Source organism: Streptomyces sp. NPDC047917 (assembly GCF_043204345.1).
GTDB classification, from domain to species: Bacteria; Actinomycetota; Actinomycetes; order Streptomycetales; family Streptomycetaceae; genus Streptomyces; species Streptomyces sanglieri.
In genome coordinates this window covers 84,204-104,821 of sequence record NZ_JBIDCA010000019.1, presented here as the reverse complement: position 1 = coordinate 104,821, position 20,618 = coordinate 84,204, and the positions used below count along the sequence as shown (strand labels likewise).

The 20,618-nt window shown below is 68.3% G+C and carries 21 protein-coding genes; 12 read left to right on the top strand and 9 right to left on the bottom strand.

Going from position 1 to position 20,618, the window contains the following annotated elements:
• Nucleotides 1-209 precede the first annotated feature (209 nt).
• Entirely contained in the window at nucleotides 210-629 is a 420-nt protein-coding gene (locus tag ACGF8B_RS37180) for a hypothetical protein (RefSeq protein ID WP_392746846.1), read from the bottom strand.
• Between the two features lie 151 nt (nucleotides 630-780).
• Nucleotides 781-2,025: a hypothetical protein gene (locus ACGF8B_RS37175; protein ID WP_392746844.1), complete on the bottom strand. Its 1,245-nt coding sequence runs from the start codon at nucleotides 2,023-2,025 to the stop codon at nucleotides 781-783.
• A 63-nt stretch (nucleotides 2,026-2,088) separates the two neighbouring features.
• Here ACGF8B_RS37175 and ACGF8B_RS37170 point away from each other — a divergent pair, with 63 nt between their 5' ends.
• Entirely contained in the window at nucleotides 2,089-2,421 is a 333-nt protein-coding gene (locus ACGF8B_RS37170) for a hypothetical protein (RefSeq protein ID WP_392746843.1), read from the top strand.
• A gap of 832 nt (nucleotides 2,422-3,253) precedes the next feature.
• On the opposite strand, the gene ACGF8B_RS37165 is transcribed toward ACGF8B_RS37170, so the two are convergent.
• Nucleotides 3,254-4,702 carry an amidase gene (locus tag ACGF8B_RS37165; protein ID WP_392746841.1) on the bottom strand — a complete coding sequence of 483 codons (1,449 nt, stop codon included), beginning with the start codon at nucleotides 4,700-4,702 and terminating at the stop codon, nucleotides 3,254-3,256.
• 427 nt (nucleotides 4,703-5,129) lie between these two features.
• On the opposite strand from ACGF8B_RS37165, the gene ACGF8B_RS37160 reads away from it, so the two are divergent.
• From ACGF8B_RS37160 to ACGF8B_RS37150, 3 genes are all read left to right on the top strand, one after another.
• Nucleotides 5,130-5,597 (top strand): hypothetical protein, encoded by a 468-nt coding sequence (locus ACGF8B_RS37160; protein ID WP_392746840.1) that lies wholly within the window; start codon nucleotides 5,130-5,132, stop codon nucleotides 5,595-5,597.
• A gap of 494 nt (nucleotides 5,598-6,091) precedes the next feature.
• The gene (locus ACGF8B_RS37155; protein ID WP_392746839.1) at nucleotides 6,092-6,373 is read left to right on the top strand and encodes a hypothetical protein; all 282 of its coding nucleotides are present in this window, start codon (nucleotides 6,092-6,094) and stop codon (nucleotides 6,371-6,373) included.
• Nucleotides 6,374-6,667: 294 nt separating this feature from the next.
• Entirely contained in the window at nucleotides 6,668-7,447 is a 780-nt protein-coding gene (locus ACGF8B_RS37150) for an alpha/beta hydrolase (RefSeq protein WP_392746838.1), read from the top strand.
• A 473-nt stretch (nucleotides 7,448-7,920) separates the two neighbouring features.
• Here ACGF8B_RS37150 and ACGF8B_RS37145 read toward each other — a convergent pair whose 3' ends face one another.
• The 3 genes from ACGF8B_RS37145 to ACGF8B_RS37135 form a co-directional block, all read right to left on the bottom strand.
• A complete protein-coding gene (locus tag ACGF8B_RS37145) occupies nucleotides 7,921-8,976 on the bottom strand; it encodes a DUF6801 domain-containing protein (protein WP_392746837.1) in 1,056 nt (351 codons plus the stop codon).
• 82 nt (nucleotides 8,977-9,058) lie between these two features.
• Nucleotides 9,059-11,935, bottom strand: coding sequence for an NACHT domain-containing protein (locus tag ACGF8B_RS37140; RefSeq protein WP_392746835.1), 2,877 nt, complete (start codon nucleotides 11,933-11,935; stop codon nucleotides 9,059-9,061).
• Nucleotides 11,932-12,228, bottom strand: a complete 297-nt coding sequence (locus ACGF8B_RS37135) for a trypco2 family protein (RefSeq protein WP_392746834.1) — start codon at nucleotides 12,226-12,228, stop codon at nucleotides 11,932-11,934. Before ACGF8B_RS37135 ends, ACGF8B_RS37140 begins: the two co-directional genes overlap by 4 nt.
• A gap of 463 nt (nucleotides 12,229-12,691) precedes the next feature.
• Between ACGF8B_RS37135 and ACGF8B_RS37130 the strand changes: the two genes are divergently transcribed.
• Nucleotides 12,692-13,261, top strand: coding sequence for a histidine phosphatase family protein (locus tag ACGF8B_RS37130; RefSeq protein WP_392746832.1), 570 nt, complete (start codon nucleotides 12,692-12,694; stop codon nucleotides 13,259-13,261).
• Between the two features lie 330 nt (nucleotides 13,262-13,591).
• On the opposite strand, the gene ACGF8B_RS37125 is transcribed toward ACGF8B_RS37130, so the two are convergent.
• Entirely contained in the window at nucleotides 13,592-14,524 is a 933-nt protein-coding gene (locus ACGF8B_RS37125) for an aminoglycoside phosphotransferase family protein (RefSeq protein WP_392746830.1), read from the bottom strand.
• Between the two features lie 111 nt (nucleotides 14,525-14,635).
• Nucleotides 14,636-15,379 (bottom strand): tyrosine-protein phosphatase, encoded by a 744-nt coding sequence (locus tag ACGF8B_RS37120; protein ID WP_392746829.1) that lies wholly within the window; start codon nucleotides 15,377-15,379, stop codon nucleotides 14,636-14,638.
• 475 nt (nucleotides 15,380-15,854) lie between these two features.
• On the opposite strand from ACGF8B_RS37120, the gene ACGF8B_RS37115 reads away from it, so the two are divergent.
• The 4 genes from ACGF8B_RS37115 (at nucleotide 15,855) to ACGF8B_RS37100 (ending at nucleotide 18,060) form a co-directional block, all read left to right on the top strand.
• Nucleotides 15,855-16,433: a carboxymuconolactone decarboxylase family protein gene (locus ACGF8B_RS37115; protein WP_392746828.1), complete on the top strand. Its 579-nt coding sequence runs from the start codon at nucleotides 15,855-15,857 to the stop codon at nucleotides 16,431-16,433.
• The gene (locus ACGF8B_RS37110) at nucleotides 16,430-17,302 is read left to right on the top strand and encodes an RNA polymerase sigma-70 factor (protein ID WP_392746827.1); all 873 of its coding nucleotides are present in this window, start codon (nucleotides 16,430-16,432) and stop codon (nucleotides 17,300-17,302) included. Before ACGF8B_RS37115 ends, ACGF8B_RS37110 begins: the two co-directional genes overlap by 4 nt.
• A gap of 179 nt (nucleotides 17,303-17,481) precedes the next feature.
• On the top strand, nucleotides 17,482-17,691 hold the full coding sequence (locus ACGF8B_RS37105; RefSeq protein WP_392746825.1) for a hypothetical protein: 210 nt from the start codon (nucleotides 17,482-17,484) through the stop codon (nucleotides 17,689-17,691).
• Between the two features lie 30 nt (nucleotides 17,692-17,721).
• On the top strand, nucleotides 17,722-18,060 hold the full coding sequence (locus ACGF8B_RS37100) for a hypothetical protein (protein ID WP_392746957.1): 339 nt from the start codon (nucleotides 17,722-17,724) through the stop codon (nucleotides 18,058-18,060).
• A gap of 65 nt (nucleotides 18,061-18,125) precedes the next feature.
• On the opposite strand, the gene ACGF8B_RS37095 is transcribed toward ACGF8B_RS37100, so the two are convergent.
• Entirely contained in the window at nucleotides 18,126-18,635 is a 510-nt protein-coding gene (locus tag ACGF8B_RS37095; RefSeq protein ID WP_392746823.1) for a GNAT family N-acetyltransferase, read from the bottom strand.
• 519 nt (nucleotides 18,636-19,154) lie between these two features.
• Here ACGF8B_RS37095 and ACGF8B_RS37090 point away from each other — a divergent pair.
• The 3 genes from ACGF8B_RS37090 (at nucleotide 19,155) to ACGF8B_RS37080 (ending at nucleotide 20,498) form a co-directional block, all read left to right on the top strand.
• The gene (locus ACGF8B_RS37090; RefSeq protein WP_392746822.1) at nucleotides 19,155-19,565 is read left to right on the top strand and encodes a DUF2975 domain-containing protein; all 411 of its coding nucleotides are present in this window, start codon (nucleotides 19,155-19,157) and stop codon (nucleotides 19,563-19,565) included.
• Nucleotides 19,565-19,813: a helix-turn-helix domain-containing protein gene (locus ACGF8B_RS37085; RefSeq protein WP_392746821.1), complete on the top strand. Its 249-nt coding sequence runs from the start codon at nucleotides 19,565-19,567 to the stop codon at nucleotides 19,811-19,813. Before ACGF8B_RS37090 ends, ACGF8B_RS37085 begins: the two co-directional genes overlap by 1 nt.
• Nucleotides 19,814-19,973: 160 nt before the next feature.
• Complete coding sequence (locus ACGF8B_RS37080; protein ID WP_392746819.1) at nucleotides 19,974-20,498, top strand: S1 RNA-binding domain-containing protein; 525 nt, start codon at nucleotides 19,974-19,976, stop codon at nucleotides 20,496-20,498.
• Nucleotides 20,499-20,618 lie beyond the last annotated feature (120 nt).

Here is a 20,618-nt window from a genome sequence, read left to right as displayed (position 1 = left end):
ACGGTTCGGCCGGGCCGGAAACGTCGCGACGCCCGTTCCGCAGCTCAGCTGCGGAGGCCTTGTTGTCGCCGCCGAAGGCGGGTACGTACTCCCTGGCCGGCAGCCCGATCACCAGGGCGCCCAACAGGACCGCCGGGAGCGTGAGCCGTCGGCGCGACCGTCCGGCCCCCGTACGGTGCACGGGTGTCCGGCTCGTCTCCGAGCCGGAGTCACCCCGCGCCATCGGTCCCGCCGTCCGGTGAGGGGGCCGGTGCCCGGCGCCGGTGTGGCAGGCGGCTCCGGTTCGTCCCGCACCTGTTCGGTGGCGTCGGAGCCGACGGCGTCCCGCGCGGGGGGACCGGAGGCGGCGGGACGTCCTCCTCCAGGAGCGCGGCCAGGGTGGCCAGGGTGGACGAGCGGTGCATCGGATGATGCCCGTCGACCGCGACGTACAGCATCATCGCCGACGACCACAGGGCAGGGGACGGATCGTCATCGTGGCCGCGCAACCGTTCCGGGGCCATGTAGTCGGGGGAGCCGATGAGTTCGCCGGTGTTGGTCAGGGCGGTGGCCTCGCGCATGGCCGCGATACCGAAGTCGGTGAGCGGGGGCGTGCCGTCGGCCCGCATCAGTACTTTGCCGGGTTTCACGTCGCGGTGCAGCGGCCAGGAGCCGGTCGACGAAGACCGGCTTGTACTTCGAGACCGCGCCGACCGCGCCGACCGCGCCGACCGCTCCGACCGCTCCGACCGCTCCGACCGCGCCGACCGCTCGCCGACGTGGCGACCCCAACCGCGCCCCTCAGCCAGTGGCTGGATAGGTGACCATATCGATGTCCATGGCTGCGTACTCGTTGACCAGGTACAGATGTGGGCCGGTGAAGGTCGTCCGGTCCTTCCCCGTCCTGGCGTCAAGGATGACACCGTCGGAGGCGGAGCCGTAGACGGCACCATGCAACGCGCCCAGGATGGTCGGCACCTTACGAGTGGGGTCGTCCTCGGAGATGTCCCACAGCACCTTGCGGCTGGCGGCCTCCACCCCCCACACGTGCTTGTCGCCCTCACACACCACCACCGACTGCTGGTCGTAGTGGCAGGTGAAGGCGTCACCGCCGCCGATTCCGGCCACAGACTCGCCCGTCCGGATGTCGTGCAGGCCGGCATTCGAAGCGAACAGGCCGCCTCCCACGCCGTCGATCACCAAGCTGCCGGTAGCCCCGCCCTTCCAGCTCACCGATCCGTCGGTGACTGCCCTGCCGGTGAGTGCGAGGGTGTCGTCGTCGGAGTTCCAGCCGAGCAGGCTCCCGAAGTCCGCTCCGTCACCCACCTGCGCACCGACAACAGTTCCGCTGTCGACAGCGGAGGCGGCAAAGCCCTGCTCCTTCCACTTCACCTGACGCGTGCTCACATCGACGGCGTAGGTGACGGCGCTCTCGCCGTCCCCGCTCGCTTCGTCGAGCCCGGTGAGGGCCGTGACGACCGCTGTCCCGTTCTCCGCCCCCACGACGACCGGTTCCATGTCGTTGATTCCCATCCCGGTCGGTGCCGGCAGCCGGGTCGTCCAGGACACCTTGCCGGAGTCCGCGTCGACGGCCCGCAGATAGACATCGGTCCGGTCGACACCGGTGCCGGTGCCCTTCGTGTAGTCGGTGTACGCGAAGAGCGCCTCCGTACGATCGCCCTGCTTCACGAACACCGGTGGGATCCGCCGGGTGTCGGGGTCGTCCACCGCCGTACCGGTGTAGCGGTCCTTCCGGCCCAGGGCGGACGACCAGATCCTGCGTCCGGTCGAAGTGTCGTAGGCGTCGAGCCCCTCGTCCGTCCGGATGTATGCCTTGGGGCCCAACAGCGCGAACCCCCGGGTCCTGACATCCTCGTCATACTCCGGCTTGACACCTTTGCCGAACTTCAGTGGGGGGTCGAACGCCTTGGCACGGGCCGTAGGTTCGGCCACCGGCCCGGCCCCCGGAACCTTGCCGGCCCCTTCGGGAGAACCGCCGGAACAGCCGGCGAGACCACTCAGGACAGCGGCGGAGATCAGGCACATGACAGATCGATACGCGAATCGCACAGAAGACTCCCCGTTCACGGTCAACTACGCGCCACCCTAATGCTGTTCGCGACCGCCCTCATGAACCAGATCACCACCTTCCGGGCGTCGGCGAAGACCACCGACGTTGCCGGTGGCGGCAGCTACCGGGTCGAGGTCACCGACGTGAAGCTTCAGCGCACCAGCAGCAGTGGCGGCTACGCGACGGTGCGTTCCGCGAAGGACCACGACGGCTGGCACGGCACCGAGGACCTGGCCGGCACCAGCACCGTCGACCCGTGCGCCCGGCCGGGGCAGAGCTTCAGCGTGGTGGCGACGTTCAGCTGGAAGGGTGTGTCCGCGGGCGAGAAGACCTGGCGTCCCAACAACGCATGGGGCCATCTCTGCGGTTGACACCGCGCATTGTGTCCGTCCCGCACTGAGCGGTGCGTGACGGGCGTGTTCTCGGCCCCGTGCGCCGAGCTGATCAGCGGCCTGACCTGCCCCTTGGGCAGCGGCCGTGAGAGGCCGGGGACGACCCGGTGGGTGATGTGATCACGTAGCTCGCTTGCCGTGTGCGGGGCCAGTGGAACCGCCGGCGCCACGATCGCGACACGATGCCTGCGCCCCGCGGCAGGGCCGGCCTTCACCGTCGACCGCTCACCCTCGGCGACCTGGAAATGGCCGCCGAGGCCACGGTCACCGACACGGGCGTCGTCGCCGCCCGCGCCGCCCGCAGAGCCGACCCCGCACCACACCCGTACGACGACGGCGGCCTTCAAGACCACAACCAGGTCTTGAAGGCCGCCGTCACGAGCCGGACCGAATTGACCAACAGCGTCCCGAGGGTGGTGCGGGCCCGGTGTGAGGGGCAGCAGCCCAGGTCGTCCTGTCGCAGACCGCAGACCGCAGACCGCAGACCGCAGCCCGCAGACCGCAGACCGCACCCCGCAGTCCGCAGTCCGCAGTCCGCAGACCCCAGTCCGCAGTCCGGAGTCTGGAGTCTGGAGTCCGCAGACCCCAGCCCGCAGCCCGCACCTCCCTGTCGACGGGCCCGGCGGCGCACCCCCGCGGATCACGACGGGGTCGACCACGACCGACCCGGCCTGCCCGCGGGCACCCTCGGCCAGGGAAGTGCTCCGCACACGACGAGAGCGCGGTGGCCAGGTCGCCCGCCGCTGCGCCACAGGCCGGCAGCCCGGTGGCGGCTCGCGTGCGCCACGACCCGGCAGCCCGGTGGCGGCTCTCAGAATCCCGGCGGACGGCGGAACCCGCCGATCACCTCCGCAAGGCACCGCACGAACTGGACCGCGGTGCGGTCGTGCAGGTAGGGCGCGATCACCTGGATACCGACCGGAAGCCCTTCCCGGGTCGCCCCGACAGGTGCCACCGCCGCGGGCAGATGGTTGACCGACGAAGGCGCCATCCACGTGAGCATCTCGTGATACGGGCGGTCGGCGCCGTCGACCCGCAGAGTTCGGACCGACCAACCGGGGTCGGGCCGGTGGTCGTGGGGGAAGGCGGCCGTAGGGCTCACCGGGCAGATGAGCACGTCGACGTCGCGGAAGAACTCGGCCCAGCGGCGGCGGGAGTGCTGCCGGCGTTCGTCGAGGTCGTGCCAGTCACGGAAGCGGAGCGTCAGGTCCGACGCGAACCCGCCGGCGGCCCCTTCCGCCGCGGCGAGCTCCACGAGCCCGGCATACGACTCGTCCGGCTCGACCAGCCCGCTCTGTGCCATCAGCAACGGCTGGTAGAGGGCCATCGTCTCTTCGAGCCCGACCGGCCCCTTGCCCTCGACCACGACGGCGCCCTCGGCCCGCACCGCCTCCAGCGTGGCCTGCATGATCGAGGCCAGCTCGCTGTCGACGGGGCAGAACGGGTCGTCGACCCATGCCGCGACCCGAAAGTCCCGCAGGGTGCTCGACCTGGCGGCGGGCAGCTCCAGCCGCCATCCCGGGGCGCGGTCGTGGTCCGCTCCCGCGAGGACGTCGAGACCCAGGTCGAGGTCGTCGGCGTGCCTGCCGAGCGGGCCGAGTACCGCCATGTCGAAGTCCGCCAGCGTCCCAGGAGCATGTCCCGAGACGCTCCCGTACCTCGGCACGACCCCGAACGACGGGCGCAGCCCGTAGATGCCGCAGAAGTGGGCAGGCACCCGGATCGAGCCTGCCGTGTCGCCGCCGAGCTCCAGGCCGGTCAGCCCCGCGGCGACCGCCGCGGCGGACCCGCCGGACGAACCGCCGGGTCCGCGGGTCGGGTCCCACGGATTGTTCGTGGTCCCGTAGACCTCGTTGTAGGTCTGCCAGTCCCGGGCGTCGGGCGGCATGTTGGACTTGCCGAAGACGACCGCTCCCGCGTTCTTGAGCCGTGCGACCGACTCGGCGTCGCTCGTCGAGACATGCTCTCCCCAGCGGGCCGAACCCCCGGTGGTCCGCATGCCCGCAACTTCAAGACTGTCCTTGATCGTCATGGGGACGCCGTGCAGGCGGCCGAGAGGCTCGCCACGGGAGACCGCGCGGTCGGCCGCCAGAGCTGCGGCTCTCGCACCCTCCTCGTCCCGGGCGACGATGGCGTTCACCTTCGGATCGAGCCGTTCCACCCGGGCGAGGTAGTGGTCGAGCAACTCGACGCTCGACACCTCCTTCGCCGCGACCGCGGCGGCGAGTTGACCTGCGGAACGAAATGCCAGATCGGTCATGCAATCTCCAGGAAAGGCCAGACCCGCGGCGATCACATTGCTGCGGCCGACGCAAAATCCCAGTTCAGGGCGGGTCTAAGCCGACCTTAGCGGACGTGGGAGACCATGTCGGGGTGTGGCTTTCCTCACTTTCGACAGCGGCTTCGTCCGGCACTTCGGGCAGCGGCTGGAGGCCGACGGGCTCGGTAGTGTTCACGAGAAACGGGAGGCGCCCCGGCCCCACCGAAGACTTCGATGCCACTCTTCCACTACTGCCAGGTGCGGTGATGGAGACGGATGCCGCGTGCGGTGACGGCCTGCCACCGCACCGGCAAGGCCGACTGCACGACTCGGCGGCACACCATTGTGGGAAGCTCACGTCCGCCGCGCCCGAAGGCTGTCCCTGATCGCCAACTGCCTTTTGAAGAAGGCATGTTGGAATGCCATTATGGTCATTCCCGCTAACGGAATTACGCGCCTTGGTCCGGACGAGTTCGCGCACCGCCTGCGTGCCGAGATCGAGCGGCTGAGAGACGAGGCGACGCGCCAGAGGCAACTCGCCCACCGACGGGCCGAGTTCTGGACCAGGACGGACATCGCCCTCGGCTTCCCCGCGGCCCTGCTCGCGGGCACGGCGGGAGCGGCAGGCCTGGCCTCGGCGGACGTGCGCGTTCCCGCCGCCCTCGCCGCTCTGGCCTCTGCCGGGTTCGCGGCGGGAGCGGGCTTCCTGCGCAGCGAAACCAGACGCCGCGCCAACAAACGCGCCCGGCACGCATGGGCCTCGGTCGAGGCCAGGGCCATGGTGGCACTGAACCAGGAACACGTGACCCACGAGGACCTGGGCGACCTGCTGGAATGCCGCCAGGCTGCGCTGGGGGCCTACGACGGCGAGGAGCCCCAGCCCGGGCCGTCGTGATCCGCAGCGTCGGGCGCCTACGCCGGGGGCACCCACGCCGGGGGCGCCGGCGCTGCGCCCCGAGGGCCGCTGACCGCTTCCACCGTGACAGGGCATCGGCCATCCGCGACACCAACCCATCACCACAGCTCCGGCGGCATCGAGAGGGCGGTCAACCGCATCAAGAAGATCAAGCGTCAGCTCTACGGAAGGGCTGGATTCGAACTACCCCGCAGGATGATCCTGCTCGAATGGCATCCCGAGACGCCTCCGAGATCTACGCCGGAGCCGAGAAGCGGGAACGCTTGCTGCGGCGGGCGTGCGGATCCAGGTCCGGGCGGGCGCCCAACCGTGGCAGGATGGCCTCATGCTGATCCGAAAGGGCGATGCCGCGTAGGCGTCCCAAGGCCGTCCGCGCAGAGCGGTGGCGGCCACGACGGCACTATCCGGTCCTGAAGGTCCACGGTGTCTCCGCGCGGACTCGTGCAGCGATCCGCAGGGTCGAGGACCAGGAGATGTGGCCCAACGCGGTAGCTGACGCGCTCTCGAGTATCGAGTGGATCTTCGCGCGGCCCGGCCGGTACTTGGATGCCTCCGTGTTCTGCTCGCCCGGGATCAACGATGCCCGTGATGACCTGGAGTGGGCGATGCGGCACCTTCCTCCTGGAGCCGAACGGGACTTGGGCCGACTGATCATGCGCATCGATGAAGAGCTGGAGCGCCGTACCTTGCCGGAGCCGAACCACATCGAGCTGTCGACGTTCGGCTGGTGGTGGACCCGAATGCGAGAACGCTGACGAGCCTGGGACTCGTGTGCACCTCCCTTCCAGCCGAACGGAACCGTCCCCCTCCGCGACACCTCCAGCAGCTCTTGGCAGTGTCTCCGTGGGGCCCGGCCACGGAGACACCGCGGAAACCGCTTGGCGGACGAGGGACGGCCCCTGCTACATTTCCGGAGACCGTGCGAGAGAGCGAGGAGGTGGTACCCGTGAACACAGTATCGACATGGGTGCTCCCCTCCGGGGTCACGGTCGGGCGATAGACAGGTCGTCCGGGAGCGCCGTTCCAGCGCACTCCCGAAAGGCACGACCATGCATTTCACTTCCGAGCAACGTCTCGACGACGGTGTCCTCGAACGAGAATTCGTCCTCGGCGAGATTCCCGGCATGCTGTGGACGCCCGAAGCCGCGTCCGCTTCCGCACCAGTGCCACTGATCCTGCTCGGCCACCCCACGCTCGGGCTGCGCAAGATGTACCCCCGACTGCTGGCCCGGGCCCGGCACTCCGCGGCGGAGGGCTTCGCCACGGCCACCATCGAGCTCCCCGGATGCGGCGACCGGCCCAGTTGGCCCGCCCTCGACCAGGCCCGCGCCGACCTGCGCCGGGCGATGCAGGCCGGCGAGCCGGTCAGTGACGAGATCGTTGACTCACTCGTCCTCCCGCTGGTCGACAAGGCGGTCCCGGAATGGCAGGCCGCGCTGGACGCCTTCCTGTCGCTGCCCGAGATCGGCGGCCCGGTCGGGTACTCGGGGGGAGTGATCTCCATCGGCATCCGGCTGGCGGTGGTCGAGCCGCGCATCATTGCCGCCGGTCTGTTCGCGGGGAGCCTCGTGCCTCGCGTCATGTTCGAGGAAGCCCGGCAGGTCACTGTTCCGCTGCACGTCCTGCTGCAGTGGGACGACGAAGGCAACGACCGGCAGGCGGCCCTGGACCTGTTTGACGCCTTCGGTTCCAAGGAGAAGTCCCTGCACGCCAATATGGGCGGTCACACCGGCGTCCCGCAGTTCGCGGGGGACGCAGCGGCCCAGTTCTTCACACGGCACCTGAAGCCGGGCCGGGCCGTCAGACCGGCAGCAGACGGTAGTAGCTGATGCCGGCGGCATACCGCTCGTCGCGGACAGGCCCCGGCCCTTCGTGACCGTCTGCACCGTGGGCCCCTGCTGAACTCTCGGCAGGGGCCCTGTACTGCCCGAAGTCATGAACTGTTCGAGTTCTGCGAAGACTTCGAGTTCTGCGGAGACTTCGAGTTCTGCCGAGCGCATGCACAGATGCTGTCGGGTCCCGTGATCAAGGCCGGAGCAGGCCGACAAGAGGGTCACCGAGGCGAGGGGCTCGGCGGCACGGGCCGGGGGAGCCGGCCGGAGGAGTGGGTTTCTCCCACGGCCGGCGTAAGTCTTCGGTGAGCGGCCGGGCACGTCGGAGCGGTGGGCGAGCCGGGAGTGGATCCGGTCCCACACCTGGGCCTCGGCCTTGCCGTAAGTCGTCACCATGTCATGGCCGTATCAGGAACCAGTCCCGAGGCAGATCACACTTCCTGTCCGGCGCCCGGAGCGTACGGGCGGGTTCACGGGGCGCCAGGAGGAGCTTGGCCCCTTTGATCCTGCTCCGGGACCTCCTCCAGTTGGCTCACCGTCAAGAATCCTTCGCTGCCGGCATGGCGGCGACGCCACAGCAACCCGCCGTATCCGACGGCGCCAATCGCCGCGGCACAGCCACCCAGGGTGAGCAGGATCTGGGCACTGGTGCTGCCGGCCCCGCCCCCGGTTGCATTCAGGGACGTACCGTTGACCGTGGAAGTCGTCGTGGGCTTCGCCGTGGTTGCCGAAGCTGAGCCCGTCGAAGGTGCGACCGTACCGCCGCGGCCCGCCGCGATCGAGCTGCCGCCGGTTGAGGTGACTGCGCTTCCCGGGGTCACCGGTCCAGGATCGTTCATGGCGGCTGAGCCCTGCTTCGTCCCATTCCCGCCGGCTCCCGGGGTTGCCCGTCCGGAGGTGGCTGTGGGTGTTGCCCCGGACGTCCCCGTGGCGGTCGCCGTTGGTCGTGGTCCGACGTCGAACGACTCGATCACGTCGTTCTGCCCGATGTCCAAGGTGCAGGGCAGTTCGAGTTTCCCCAGGGTCGGGTTGCCGTCGGCATCCCTTGCGGCGAGGTGCAGGTTGATGTTCCCGGCGGTGACCTCCCCCTTACCCTGTCGGGTGAACTTGAGCGAGGGGCCGACGCCAGTCACCGGAACGTGGAAGGAACCGGAAGCCGGGACGGTGGTGTTGGGGATGGTGAAGAGGATACTGACGCTGAAGTTTCCCTGTGGTGCGGCCACATTGACGTTGCCGTCCGCCGTGCCCTCGACGGAGTGCACACGGAGGAAATTGAGCCCGGTGGTGAACAGTTCGCTCACCGTCGCCATCACCGTGATGGGAAACGGCCGGGTGGGCACGCCGACGGTGTGCGAGTCCGGAACATCCGCTTTGACCTGTACGGTGACACGTTGGCCCCTGATATACGGAAAATCACAGGTGTAGTGCAGGGTGAGTGAGACCGGTCGCGCGGCTGCGACACCGGTCCCGGGTACGCCCGCAACTGCAACCAGTGCTGCTGTCGCGGCTCCGAGAGCGACTTTCACCCCCGACCTTCCTGAACCTCCCGCGAGCCCCATCGCTCCTCCTGTCGTTTGATCAACGAAAGTCCCGATACGCGCCTTTTTCCTATTGACGTGGCTGTGACAGCGGCGGGTTCCGGGGGTGAGGCGTGGACTCTCCTGCTGAGCGTCTCCGGTATTCGCTGCTGAGGTGGTCCTGGACGCTGGCGTGACGGAACTGGTACACCGCGCCGGCCTGGCGCAGCACCTCGCGCTGGTGAGCGTCGTCCAGGAAGGCCATCAGCCGCCAGGGCAACCGCCCGGTCAGCGGCAGCCAGATCCGGGCCAGGGCGACCCACTGCCCCCAAGCGGTCAGACCGCACCCGTAGGCCAGCCCAGCGCCGAAGGCCGCTTCAAGCCCGAACACCGTGCCGACCTCGATCCCGCGCAGGGCGCCGTGCCAGATCCCCTCGACCAGCCCGACCGTCGGCCCGATGACGAGAGCCCAGAGCATCAGCCGGAAGACCACGCGCCGGCGATTGGAGTTCAGCAGGTCGCTGGGCCGGGTCGCGGATCCCGACTGCAGGGGAGCTTCGAGAAGGGCTGTCAGTCCGAAGACGAGGCCGCCCCCGAACGCGAGTTCCGAGATGAACACGAGCGCAGCGCCGCGGCCTCCGCCCTGGCCGTCGTCGAGCCCGAGTTCCCGGACCACGATTCGGTCGAGGGCAAGCAGTATCACTGCGGCTACGGCACCGGTCACGACACCGACCACGGTGCCGAGGCGGGCTTCCCTGTGTCTCTTCCAGGCCCCACGGGAAAGTCTCGCCCGCACCTGCAACGGCTTGAGCCCCTCGCGCCCGGACATGATCCAGTAGATGAGCCCGAAGACCAGTCCGGCCGCGAGCCCGTGCAGAACCCCGACCACGATTCCCCGCGTCAGGGCGAACCCCAGCCCGCGTGAGGTTGCCACCAGATCAACGGGGATGTTCCCGATCGCTGTTGTGACCCCGAAAGCCACCGACGCGAGGCCTCCGACGACAAGCGCCCGCGACGAACGGTGCAGGGTGGTGCCCAGTTCCCACCAAGCAAGGTCGCGGACGATCTTCTTGTCTCGTTCGTTGCGCCGACCGAGCTGGTTGAGATGCCGGGCGAGGTAGCTGAGCCAGGCTTGGGAACGTTCGACATCCCAGCGCCGCTGAGGCGGCCGGGGACGCTTTCCGGTGCCGACGCCGGCGGGTCGTGAGCCGGTGGGCGGCGGGTCGTAGGCGGCAGGAATGAACGCGGACAGGAGGTAGTTCTCCACGGCGGTGGAGGTGGGGAAGCGCCTGGTGTTCAGCAGGTCCTTCGGCTGGGGCTTGTCGTCCGGCTGCTGCGTGCGCGCGTTGTGGTAGACGGTGCGGGCCAAGGCGACCATGAGGGGGGTGCTGAGCGCCTCAGCCACATTCCCTGCGCCTTCACTGTGCGGCCTTCTGCCCAGCTCGACCAGGACCGGCTCCCACGCGGTGCTCTTTTCGTCACCTCCCGGAGCGGGCGGGCTCGCCCGGCGTAAGTAAGCGGTGAGGCCGACCAGGTCGAGAGGATCCAGCATGATTCCGGCGGCGCCCCTGAGAACCGTATGTGCCGTCTGTGCGGCCTCGGCATACTCCTTCGGACGGCTGGTGAGCAGCAGGCCCGTGTCGGTGGCGTTGATTGCGCGGATCGCCGCGGGCTGCAAGTCTTCGGCGATCTCGTCGAAGCCGTCGAGGACTGGAAGAATCTGGTGTTCGCCGAGCAGGGCGTCCGCCAGGTTCCCGCCGCTCGGAGCCGGAACGTTGAGGTCGGGGTAGTCACGCACCAGTCGGTCGCACATCCAGCCGTGCAACGAGGTGGTGGGGTCCCAGGAGCCGAGGCTGAAGATCACCGGCACCGGGTCGCCCGGGACCGAGGTATCCAGCCAGTCGAGCACGAAGCGCAGGGCAAGGATCGTCTTGCCCTGACCGGCCTCACCGAGCACCACCAAACGGCGGGACGGGATTTTCCTGTACACCTCGACGATCCGGTCGAGGGGGCCGGCCAAGGTCAAAGGCGCTGACGGCGTCTGCGATCGGGGAGGCGCTTGGCAGATGTTGGACCAATTGTCGAACGGGCCGGTGGCGTTCCGGAAGCGCACACTCATCGGGAACGGGTCGTGCACGCTCCGCCGCCGTTCCTCGTCCGTCCACTGCTCCTTCACCCATGAGGCGAGCTGCTCCGCGGCGGTTCGCAGCCATGGCTCGCTCTGCGGTGGCGGGAGTCGTTCGAGCTGCGCGGCGTCGACGGGCAGGCCGATCAGCTCGCTGAGCTCGCGGATTCGGTCTGGCGGGAGGAGCTGGTGCCAGCGGTCCACCCGGGTTGCTGCGAGCGTGCCGAGTCCGTCGGCACGATGATGCTCGCTCACCACTCCGATCAGATACCCGCCACTCCACACCACGGCCCCTGACATCCCCTCCCACGGGGAGCGCTCCCGGTCGACGTCGTACTCCGGTGCTCGCAGCGCGAGCTCCAGTGTCCCCCGGCGCACGCCGGCCAGTGGGGTGGTGGTGCCGCGTGCATGGTGGGAATCCCGGTAAACCGTAGGGGGGTCGCTCGCCGCGGAGGCAGGATTACGGCGCATGGTGAACCTCGGGAAGCCCAGCGCTTCGCATTCCACCACGTCCGTGATACATGCGAAGCGCACCGGCGGGACATGTCCGGCAAGGCCGCTGTCCGGGCCGCGTTCGAGTCTGATCACCGCGATGTCCGCCGAGGCGTCGATCCACACCCGTTCTCCGGGCAACTCGGTCGTCCGGCCGTCCTCGGTGAAGAAACGAAGGCGGACCGACAACGCGTCCTGCACGACGTGGGCTGCTGTAAGTACGGCGTCCGCCGCAACCCGGTATCCCGAACCGCGTCGCTGCGTATCCGTCTCCGTCGAGGTGAGGACCTGAACCGACCGCCTCAGATCAAGCCCCGACCGCGCCGGGAGCCTGCGTTCCGCAGCGCTCATTCCTCACGTGCCTCGGTGACGCCGCTGATGAATGTCTTGTCCGACCCTGCCAGCGTTGGCTGCAGCGCCAGCTTGATCCGCTGAGTGGAACTGGCACCCGCGGTCGCCTCCGCAGTCGTTTCTGCGACCCAGAAGCGAACCTTCGCCCCCGCACGCCCGGACCGTTCCATCGTGACCGACATCTCCAGCTCGATCACCCCGAGCTCGAAGCGCAGCTCCTCACCCTCGGCCGCAACGACCGCGCGTTCCAGCTCTTCCCTCAGATCCTGGATCACCGTGGCCAACTCGATCAACTCCGCCCCATTCCCACTCGTCGACCATCTGGTACTGCCACCATGATGCATCGCAATCCAACCGACCGATCCCGGATCATGACAAATCAGCCCTGCGCTCCCGAAGTTGGCGCAAAGTGACAAGCGGCTCCATATAATCGAGGCAACGCCACGTCTCGCCCGGTGACTTCATTCGGGTCGTGTCCCGAGTCGTTCGTGAGCGGGGCCATGAGTTCGACCAGGACGAGTCGCCGGCGCGGCACTGGACCACCGGCACCCTTCCGAGCCCGGCAATGCGGCCTCTGATCCCGGAAGCGCTGTCGCGGTGTCCCGGGGCCGGTCACCGCGCACGAAGCCGGGTTCACCGCTGCGTGACATGGACGTGGTCGTAGTGCCCGCCGGTGACCGTTCGAGGGTTGTTCAGCTGTGGGGTGTCGGCGTTCCTGGTTCGCCCTGTGTTCGATGTGGGATACGGTCCGCGGCCATGGGCCAATTGGTATTGATCAGGCACGGCGAGACCGCATGGAGCCGGACCGGCCAGCACGCCGGCCGCACCGACCTGCCACTGACCGAGGTGGGAGAGGAAGCGGCGCGAGCGCTTGCGCCGCGGCTGGCCGAACGGGAGTTCACCGCCGTCTACACCAGCCCGCTGACTCGCGCAGTGCGGACCGCCGAACTGGCGGGGCTCGGCAACGCGGAGCCCGACACCGACCTGATCGAGTGGGACTACGGCCGCTACGAGGGGCTGACCGCCGAGCAGATCCAGGAGCTCAAGCCCGGCTGGGAGCTGTGGCGCGACGGCGTCGACGCCGGCGAGGACCTCGGGGACGTGACGGTGCGGGTCGATGCCTTCCTCGGCCGGGTTCGGCTGCTGCTGGAGAAGGGCGACGTGGCCGTCGTCGCGCACGGCCACCTGTCACGTGTTCTCACCGCGCGCTGGCTCGGGCTTGACGCCTTGGCCGGACGGCAGTTCGGACACCCGCATCCGGCAACGATCAACACGCTGGGTTACGAGCACGAGCTGCCGGTCGTGCTCGGGTGGAATGTGACGTGATGTCAGCCGTCCATAGCCGGTCCAGGCTATAGCGACTGCCGTGTCGGGCGACGTTCACCCCGGCGACCACCCGCCGCAGCCGGGTATCGGTGACGCGGGCGTTTCGCCCGACAGACTCACGCCGCTGCCTCGTCGTGGAGGTGCTCGACGACGTATCTGCGCATGTTGTCGTGGACGGCATCGGCATCGGCATCGGCATCGGCATTCCGGCAGGCCCGGCACAGCAGATGCTGCATGCCGTGCGGGCCGACTTCCCCGCCCCCGCCCTGGCCCCGACCGCGCCCTGGCCCCGGCCTCTCCGACCCCGCCCTGGCCCAACGAGATGACGGCCTAAGGGCGTTCGGTCAGCAACTCCGCGAGACGGCCGACGAATTCGGTGAGCCAGTCCAACTGTGGTCCGCTGCGAGCGATGCGGAATCCTTGGCGGCGGCCCCAGAAAGCAGCCTGGACGGCATGGAACTGGGCCCAACGCCGGGCGCGTTCGCGATCGACTTCCGCAGCCTCGGCGAAGACGTCCAGAGTGCGGTGGACCGCCTTGCGCAGGTCGTCCGCCTCCAGGAGCGTCAGCGCGCGCGACTTGAGCAGCGTGCCGCCGTCGTAAGCGGGATCTCCTGCGTATCCCTTGGGATCTACGGCCAGCCATGGCTCACGGTCGGCACGCAGGATGTTCCTGGCGTGGAGGTCACCGTGGATGAGGGTGTCCGGCTGGACGCGGCCCAGCTCGCGGACGGTCGCCACGGCGGCATCCACCACGTAGCGCGGCAGCGCATGCGTCAGTTCCGCGGCATCCTTGCGTAGCTGCTCCTCCCAGCCATCGGCCTGCTCTTTCAGCCGGGGCAGGCCCGGCGGCGCGGGGATGGCCAGCCGACGGCTGATACCCCCTGCGACCCTCACAACCTCGTCGCCGTCTTCGACTCCGGCCAGGGTCGTCGTATGGACCCGCTCAAGCAGCATCGCGAACCGCTCATCGTCGCGTTCGTACAGCAGGACCGCTCCGCGCCCGCCCCACGCCGCGAAGGCATCCGGCTCGTGGGCGTTGCCAGGGTGCGGAAACGACACCTTCAGCACGGCAGTGCCTTCGCCCCGCTGCCGCACGGGGACGATTACCCCGACACCCCCGTGCATGACCTTCCCGTCCGGCACGCACTCCCAGCGCCCCAGCAGCTCTTCCACGATCATGGCAAGCTCGCCGAGCCACGCCGCTCCAGGCTCTCCTTCGCGCTCAATCGTGCTCTGCCCGAACGCCTCTGGTATCTCGATCACCTGGGCACCTTACGCGCCGGCCCGGCTCCGCCACCCAAGCCCGAGCCGGCCACCGCCCCACCGTCCACGTGATGCCGGTTCACCTCTGGGACATGCCTCCCACCTGGGATCTCAGCTGGAGGGTGTCTCTTTGATGAGCGGCGGAGGCCAAGAAGGAGTGGCAGGCAGGTGGGTCGCTGACGCTTTGCCGGGCAGCACGGAGAGGTCTTCCTCCGTGGCGCCCTGAGCCTGGAGGCAGGCGGGTACAGAACCGTGGTGGCTGCGGATCCACAGGAGTGCGCGACGAAGGTGTCCGGCTGTGACCGGCAGGGTGTTGTGCCCCCGTGGGCCTGACGGCTGTGCGACGGGCAGACCCAGCTCGGTGTTGGAACGCACGAAGTCCGCGACCACCTCCGCCTCGGACGCCCCGAACAGTGTTTGCACAAGGGCGACCACGACACCGGTCCGGTCCTTCCCCGATGCACAGTGGACGAGCACTGGTCCGTTGCCCTCGGCGCGCAGGTGTCGTAGCACTGCCAGCACAGCACGGCCGGAATGCTCGGCCATCGACGGGTAGAGCTCCATCTGCTCCTGCGGCCATCGCTGCTCGGTGAACACCGGAACATGCAGGTATCTGATCGCCGTCCCGTGCAAGGCATCGGGCCGGTCGGTGACCTCGGGGCGGCTGCGCAGGTCAACGACCGCACGCACTCCCAGGCCCTCCAGCTCACGTGCCCCCTTCGCCGACATCGCGTGCAACGCGCCGGACCGGTAGAGGACACCGGGCCGCAGTCCCCCGACTCCGCCGGCGTCCCGGAAGTTTCGCACCCCATCGACACCGGCCGGCGCCGCTGTTCCCACCCCGCTGATCGTCATCGGCTCACTGTACGTTTTCACGTTCAGCGGGCTGTTTCGGGGCCTGCGCGTGCTCTTGTGGAGCATGTTTCCAGTTTGCGAGCGCGATCCGGGGAATGTCGCGGCACCGGTCTGTCGCCGGGCCCGGATGACAATCGCGGCGTGGCGGAGTGTGGCCTGGTAGGCGAGGGCGAGCTTGTGCCGGGGTGCCGGGAATCTCAGGTGTTCCGGTCCCGGGAGTCGGGATGGCGGGTGTTGTCTCGGGTGATCCGGTCCGGCTCCGCCGTTGGGTTTGACCGTTTTCAGGGGTGAGGTAGCCGCTTACCCGGACGCACCGGCGAGTGAGGAGTGCCCCTTCCGGTCACTGCCGTCCGAGAGCGGCCGGGGGTCGGCCTGTGCGCGCTTACGATCCATGCGCAGTGGCGATGGTGATTGTCACATTCGCGGGCCCGGCGGTGTCTTCATGCCAAACAGGCAAACGTTCGAGGAGAACACCATGGCGCTACGCGTCCCGAAGGCCGAGCTCCCCGCCGAGCTCCGCGAAAACCTGATCAAGCAGCTCGGTTCCGTGCCCGAGCCCAACGAGGTGCTCTGGAACAACCCCAGGCTTGCCGAGGCCAACCAGGAGTTTTCAGCCAAGGTGGGCACCTGGGACGCGGTCGACGCGAGCCTCAAGACGTTCGCGCACATGGCCGTCGCGGCACAGGTCGGCTGCACCTGGTGCCTCGACATCAACTACTTCGCGGCACTGAACCAGAACCTGGATCTGGCCAAGGCGAGCCAGGTGCCGCGCTGGCGGGAGTCGGGGGTGTTCACGCCGCTGGAGCGGGAGGTGATGGAGTACGCCGAGGCCATGACGAACACGCCGACGACCGTCACCGATGAGCTGTCGGCGAGTCTGCTCGGCCGGCTCGGCCCGGCGGCGCTGGTCGAGCTCACAGTGTTCATCGGATTCGCCAACCTGGCAGCCAGGTGCAACACGGCGCATGGGATCACATCGCAGGGCTACTCCGATGCCTGCGAGATCCCGCTGGCCACGCGTCCTGAGACGTCTGACGTAGCGTCGACGGCATGACCGGGGACCCGTTCGTCGCCCATCGCAGCCTGCTGTTCACAGTCGCCTACGAGATGCTCGGCTCCGCGGTCGACGCGGAGGACGTGCTGCAGGAGTCCTGGCTGCGGTGGGCCGAGGTCGACCAGTCGCGGGTGAGCGACGCGCGGGCGTACCTCGTCAGGACCGTCACGCGGCAGGCGCTCAACCGGTTGCGGACGTTGGCTCGCAGCCGCGAGGACTATGTCGGCGAGTGGCTGCCGGAACCGTTGCTGACCAGTCCTGATGTCGCCGAGGACGTAGAGCTCGCGGAGAGCGTCTCGATCGCGATGCTGACCGTTCTCGAAACGCTCGGGCCGACGGAGCGGGCGGTGTTCGTGCTCCGCGAGGTCTTCGAGCTGCCGTACGGCGAGATCGCCGAGGCCATCGGGAAGTCCGTGGCCGCGGTGCGGCAGATCGCGCGGAGAGCGCGCGAGCATGTGGCGGCCCGGCGGCCGCGGGTCCAGGTGAGCCGGTCGGAGCAGCGGGCCGTGGTGGAGCGGTTCCTGCTTGCATTGCGCACCGGGCAGTTGCAGGAGCTGGTGGAGGTCATGGCGCCGGACGTGGTCTTGATCGCCGATGGTGGTGGGCTGGCGGCCGCCGCTTTGGCTCCGATCCACGGGGTCGAGCTCGTGGCCGAGGTGCTCGCGCGCACGAACCGAGTGGAAGCGGCCGCGTTCGCGACAATGGCAGTGTGGCTCAACGGCGCACCTGCGGGCCGGATCGAGATCGACGGCGAGCTGGCCACAGCGGTGAGCCTTGTGGTGGAGAACGAGCAGGTCACCCGTGTCTACTTGGTGAGAAACCCGCGGAAGCTGACGAGACTCGACGAACCGGCTGAACTCGCCAGGTAAGCCGACTGCTGCTCTGGTGTCGTGAGTGTCCCGGGTGAAACCGCCCGGAACACTCACGACCGCACGCCGGACCAGAACCCGACGGCGGCCGGACCGAGGATCCCGGACGGACGCGGATCGGCGCCCGATCCGACATGGAGGCAGGACACAGCCTGCGCTCGGTCCAGCGACAGCTTGGGATGAGCTGGCACACCGTCAAGCGCTTCGCCGATGCGACGAAGCCAGAGGAACTGTTCACAGGCCAGTGGCAGAACCGGTCCTCGGTCCTCGACGACTACAAGCCCTACCTGGATGACCGCTGGAACGAGGGCTGCACCAATGCGTGGAAGCTGTGGGAGGAGATCGTGCCGCTCGGTTACAAGGGCAGCTACCAGCGTGTTCGCGCCTAACTGCACGACAAGCGCACCTCGCCACGGCCGGTGACCGCCCGGCCTCCCTCGCCCCGGGCCGTTGCCGGATGGATCCTCCGGCACCCGGAAACGCCCACCGAATCCGAGCAGCTCCAGCTCGAAGCCGTCCGGACGCACTGCCCCGAACTCAACGCGCTCGCCCGGCACGTCCGGTCCTTCGCTGCCATGCTCACCGATCGCAAGGGTGAACGTCTGCCGGACTGGCTCGATGCCGTGATCGCCGGCCTCACCCTGCCCTGGAACTCCGGTGTCGTCGAAGGCCACGTCAACCGGATCAAGATGCTCAAGCGCCAGATGTTCGGCCGCGCAGGGTTCCAACTTCTCCGCAAACGAGTCCTCCTCGCGTGACGGAGAGTGGCCGCTGCACGGAAGCTGAGCCAAACCTGAGAAACGACAGCACCCCGCTGGCGGGGTTACGCAGGGAAGCGCCATTCCCCTTCGAGGCTGCTGAAGATCATGGAGTCTCGCCAGCCGTCGCGGAGCAGCGCTGTGTGGCGCAGGCGTCCCTCATGCGTCATACCTATCTTGGACAGCACTCGGGAGGAGCCGAGGTTCCTCGGGTCACAGGTGGCATGGATCCGATGAAGCCCCAGCTCGTCGAACCCGTGCGCGAGCAGTTGCCGACCGATTTCCGTGCCGATGCCCTGCCCCCACATTCGGGGATGCACGATGTATGAGATCTCGCCTTGGCGCTGCTTATGGCTGCGGACATGCAGCTCACCCATGCCCACCACATCGCGCCCGACGCGGGCGACATAAGGGAACCGGCGCTGAGGAGTATCCGACCAGGCCTTGACTGCGGAGTCCACGAAGTCCAGCGTCTGGACTTCTGTGTTCGGCCCCCAGGACTGATAGCGGCACACCTCCGGCAGGCACGCCCACGAGTGAACGGCCGGCCAGTCCTCCAAAACGATCTCGTCCAAGGTTACCGAGTGCCTAGTCATACGACGATCATGATCGGGGCGTCGCGTGAAGGGCAAGATCAGAGAGCCCACCAGGCTTCGCCGACGGCCATGCGGAGAGTGGCCGCTGCACGGAAGCTGAGCCAGAACCTGAGTTTGGGAGGCACTCAGCTGGACGTCGGTGCGGGGTTGACCACCGCCCCACCCACTCTTATCGTTCTTCGATAACATCGATATTCGATATGGGGGCGGTTGTTGATGTCCGCTGAGGTACAGAGTTCCAATGGGGCCGAACTGCCGGATCAACCTCCGTCACATGGCGAACACGCCGAGGCCAGGCTGCTGGAGCCGGTCGCCACTGTGGTCCGGGGCGTCTACCGGCTGTGTCTCGTGGGCCTTGTCGCCAGCGCCTTGGGGCCTCTGGTCGGCACGAAGCTGAGCCTGATGTGGGGTGGCCCGAATGTGTGTGCCGAGTCCCGTTCGGACTTCAGCACGGACGGGTTCACCGACAGGTTCCAGCCCCGTGCGGGGGTCGAGGTAATGACTCGCCCGTCCTACTGCACTGACCACGCCGACGGTGTCCAGCGGCTGTTCGACCTCCTCGGCGGCTTCCCCTCGTTGCTGCTGGTCCTGGGCATTCTGTTCCTGCTCGACCGCTTGATACAGGGCGCGTCCCGCGAGGGCGTCTTCACCACACGGACTGTCAGGTACCTGCGGATCGCGGGCTGGTGGCTGCTGCTCGGCTGCCTGGCCGCAGCGGTGGTGGAAGCGGGCGCGCACGCAGCGCTGCTGGCGACCCTGGCCAAGGACTACACCTTCACTGCGGACAGTTGGCTGGAGACCTGGCAGCCGCCCTACGCACTCGTCTTCACGGCCCTGGGCATCCTCACGTTCGCCCGTATCATGCGCACCGGGGTGGCCATGCGGGAGGATCTGGAAGGGACGGTGTGATGCCACCGGACGACAACGACAGTCATGAAATCGAGGTCCATCTCGACCGCATGCTCAGCGAGCGCGGCATGACCCTCGCGGAGCTCGCCTCCAGGGTCGGCGTGACCAATGTGAACCTGTCCATCCTGAAGAACGGCCGGGCCCGCGCCATCCGCTTCACCACACTGACCCGCATCTGCGAGGCCCTCGACTGCCAGCCAGGCGACCTGCTTACGTACCGGGGCGCCGAAGACGAGCGGCGTCGGTAGACGGCACCCGCCGGCCACGAGCGGAGCGGAACCGCACCATGAAACTGCCGCTCTCGGCAAGCGTGTCGTCAAAGCCACGCAAGCCTGGCTGGACTTCCCGGACGAGCCCCCGGAATAGGGTGTCAGGGCCACTCCGACGGCAGCTCGGGAAGGAGTTGGGATGACGGAGACGTCCAGAGAGCAGATTCGCCGGGCGAAGCTGGAGGGGTTGAAGGAGGGGCAGGTCTGCAAAGGCGTCGTCTCGGCGGTCGAACGCTTCGGCGCGTTCATCGACATCGGTGGTCTGGACGGACTGGTCAGCGTGGCCGAGTTGACCTGGGCCCATTTCGAGGCGGTGTCGGACGTCGTGGAGATCGGCCAGGAGGTGACCGTCGTCGTCCTGGGCGTTGATCTCGACCGGGAGCAGTGCGCGCTGTCGCTCAAGGCGCTCCACACTGACCCGCTGACGGAGTTCGCTCGGACTCAACTCGGTCGTGTCGTCGCAGGTCGCGTGGAGAAGCTGGTGAAGATCGGCGCGTTCGTCCGGGTCAATGAACACTGCGTGGGGCTGGTCCCGTGGCCCGACCTCGCAAGGCACACTGCTGATCCCCCGGAAAGCTCCGTACAGGTCGGCGACGGGGTCGCGGTGGAGGTGATCGCCATCAACCTTGTGAAACGTCAGATTCTGCTGTCCCTTCGCTGGTGAGATTTACCTGCGTACGGGTCAGGACGCCGCCGAAACCACCTGGTGAGGGGCGTACGGCGCTTTCGGGTTCATCGGGCGCCTGCCCGGCACCGCGTGATGACCGTGGGACTCCAGGTGCGC

What these genes read in the sequence shown, in the direction of transcription:
- ACGF8B_RS37175 (WP_392746844.1), bottom strand. Translation starts at nt 2,025, where the DNA reads ATGTGCCTGATCTCCGCCGCTGTCCTGAGTGGTCTCGCCGGCTGTTCC.
- ACGF8B_RS37170 (WP_392746843.1), top strand. Translation starts at nt 2,089, where the DNA reads ATGCTGTTCGCGACCGCCCTCATGAACCAGATCACCACCTTCCGGGCG.
- ACGF8B_RS37165 (WP_392746841.1), bottom strand. Translation starts at nt 4,702, where the DNA reads ATGACCGATCTGGCATTTCGTTCCGCAGGTCAACTCGCCGCCGCGGTC.
- ACGF8B_RS37160 (WP_392746840.1), top strand. Translation starts at nt 5,130, where the DNA reads ATGGTCATTCCCGCTAACGGAATTACGCGCCTTGGTCCGGACGAGTTC.
- ACGF8B_RS37155 (WP_392746839.1), top strand. Translation starts at nt 6,092, where the DNA reads ATGTGGCCCAACGCGGTAGCTGACGCGCTCTCGAGTATCGAGTGGATC.
- ACGF8B_RS37150 (WP_392746838.1), top strand. Translation starts at nt 6,668, where the DNA reads ATGCATTTCACTTCCGAGCAACGTCTCGACGACGGTGTCCTCGAACGA.
- ACGF8B_RS37140 (WP_392746835.1), bottom strand. Translation starts at nt 11,935, where the DNA reads ATGAGCGCTGCGGAACGCAGGCTCCCGGCGCGGTCGGGGCTTGATCTG.
- ACGF8B_RS37130 (WP_392746832.1), top strand. Translation starts at nt 12,692, where the DNA reads ATGGGCCAATTGGTATTGATCAGGCACGGCGAGACCGCATGGAGCCGG.
- ACGF8B_RS37120 (WP_392746829.1), bottom strand. Translation starts at nt 15,379, where the DNA reads ATGACGATCAGCGGGGTGGGAACAGCGGCGCCGGCCGGTGTCGATGGG.
- ACGF8B_RS37115 (WP_392746828.1), top strand. Translation starts at nt 15,855, where the DNA reads ATGGCGCTACGCGTCCCGAAGGCCGAGCTCCCCGCCGAGCTCCGCGAA.
- ACGF8B_RS37110 (WP_392746827.1), top strand. Translation starts at nt 16,430, where the DNA reads ATGACCGGGGACCCGTTCGTCGCCCATCGCAGCCTGCTGTTCACAGTC.
- ACGF8B_RS37105 (WP_392746825.1), top strand. Translation starts at nt 17,482, where the DNA reads ATGAGCTGGCACACCGTCAAGCGCTTCGCCGATGCGACGAAGCCAGAG.
- ACGF8B_RS37090 (WP_392746822.1), top strand. Translation starts at nt 19,155, where the DNA reads ATGACTCGCCCGTCCTACTGCACTGACCACGCCGACGGTGTCCAGCGG.
- ACGF8B_RS37085 (WP_392746821.1), top strand. Translation starts at nt 19,565, where the DNA reads ATGCCACCGGACGACAACGACAGTCATGAAATCGAGGTCCATCTCGAC.
- ACGF8B_RS37080 (WP_392746819.1), top strand. Translation starts at nt 19,974, where the DNA reads ATGACGGAGACGTCCAGAGAGCAGATTCGCCGGGCGAAGCTGGAGGGG.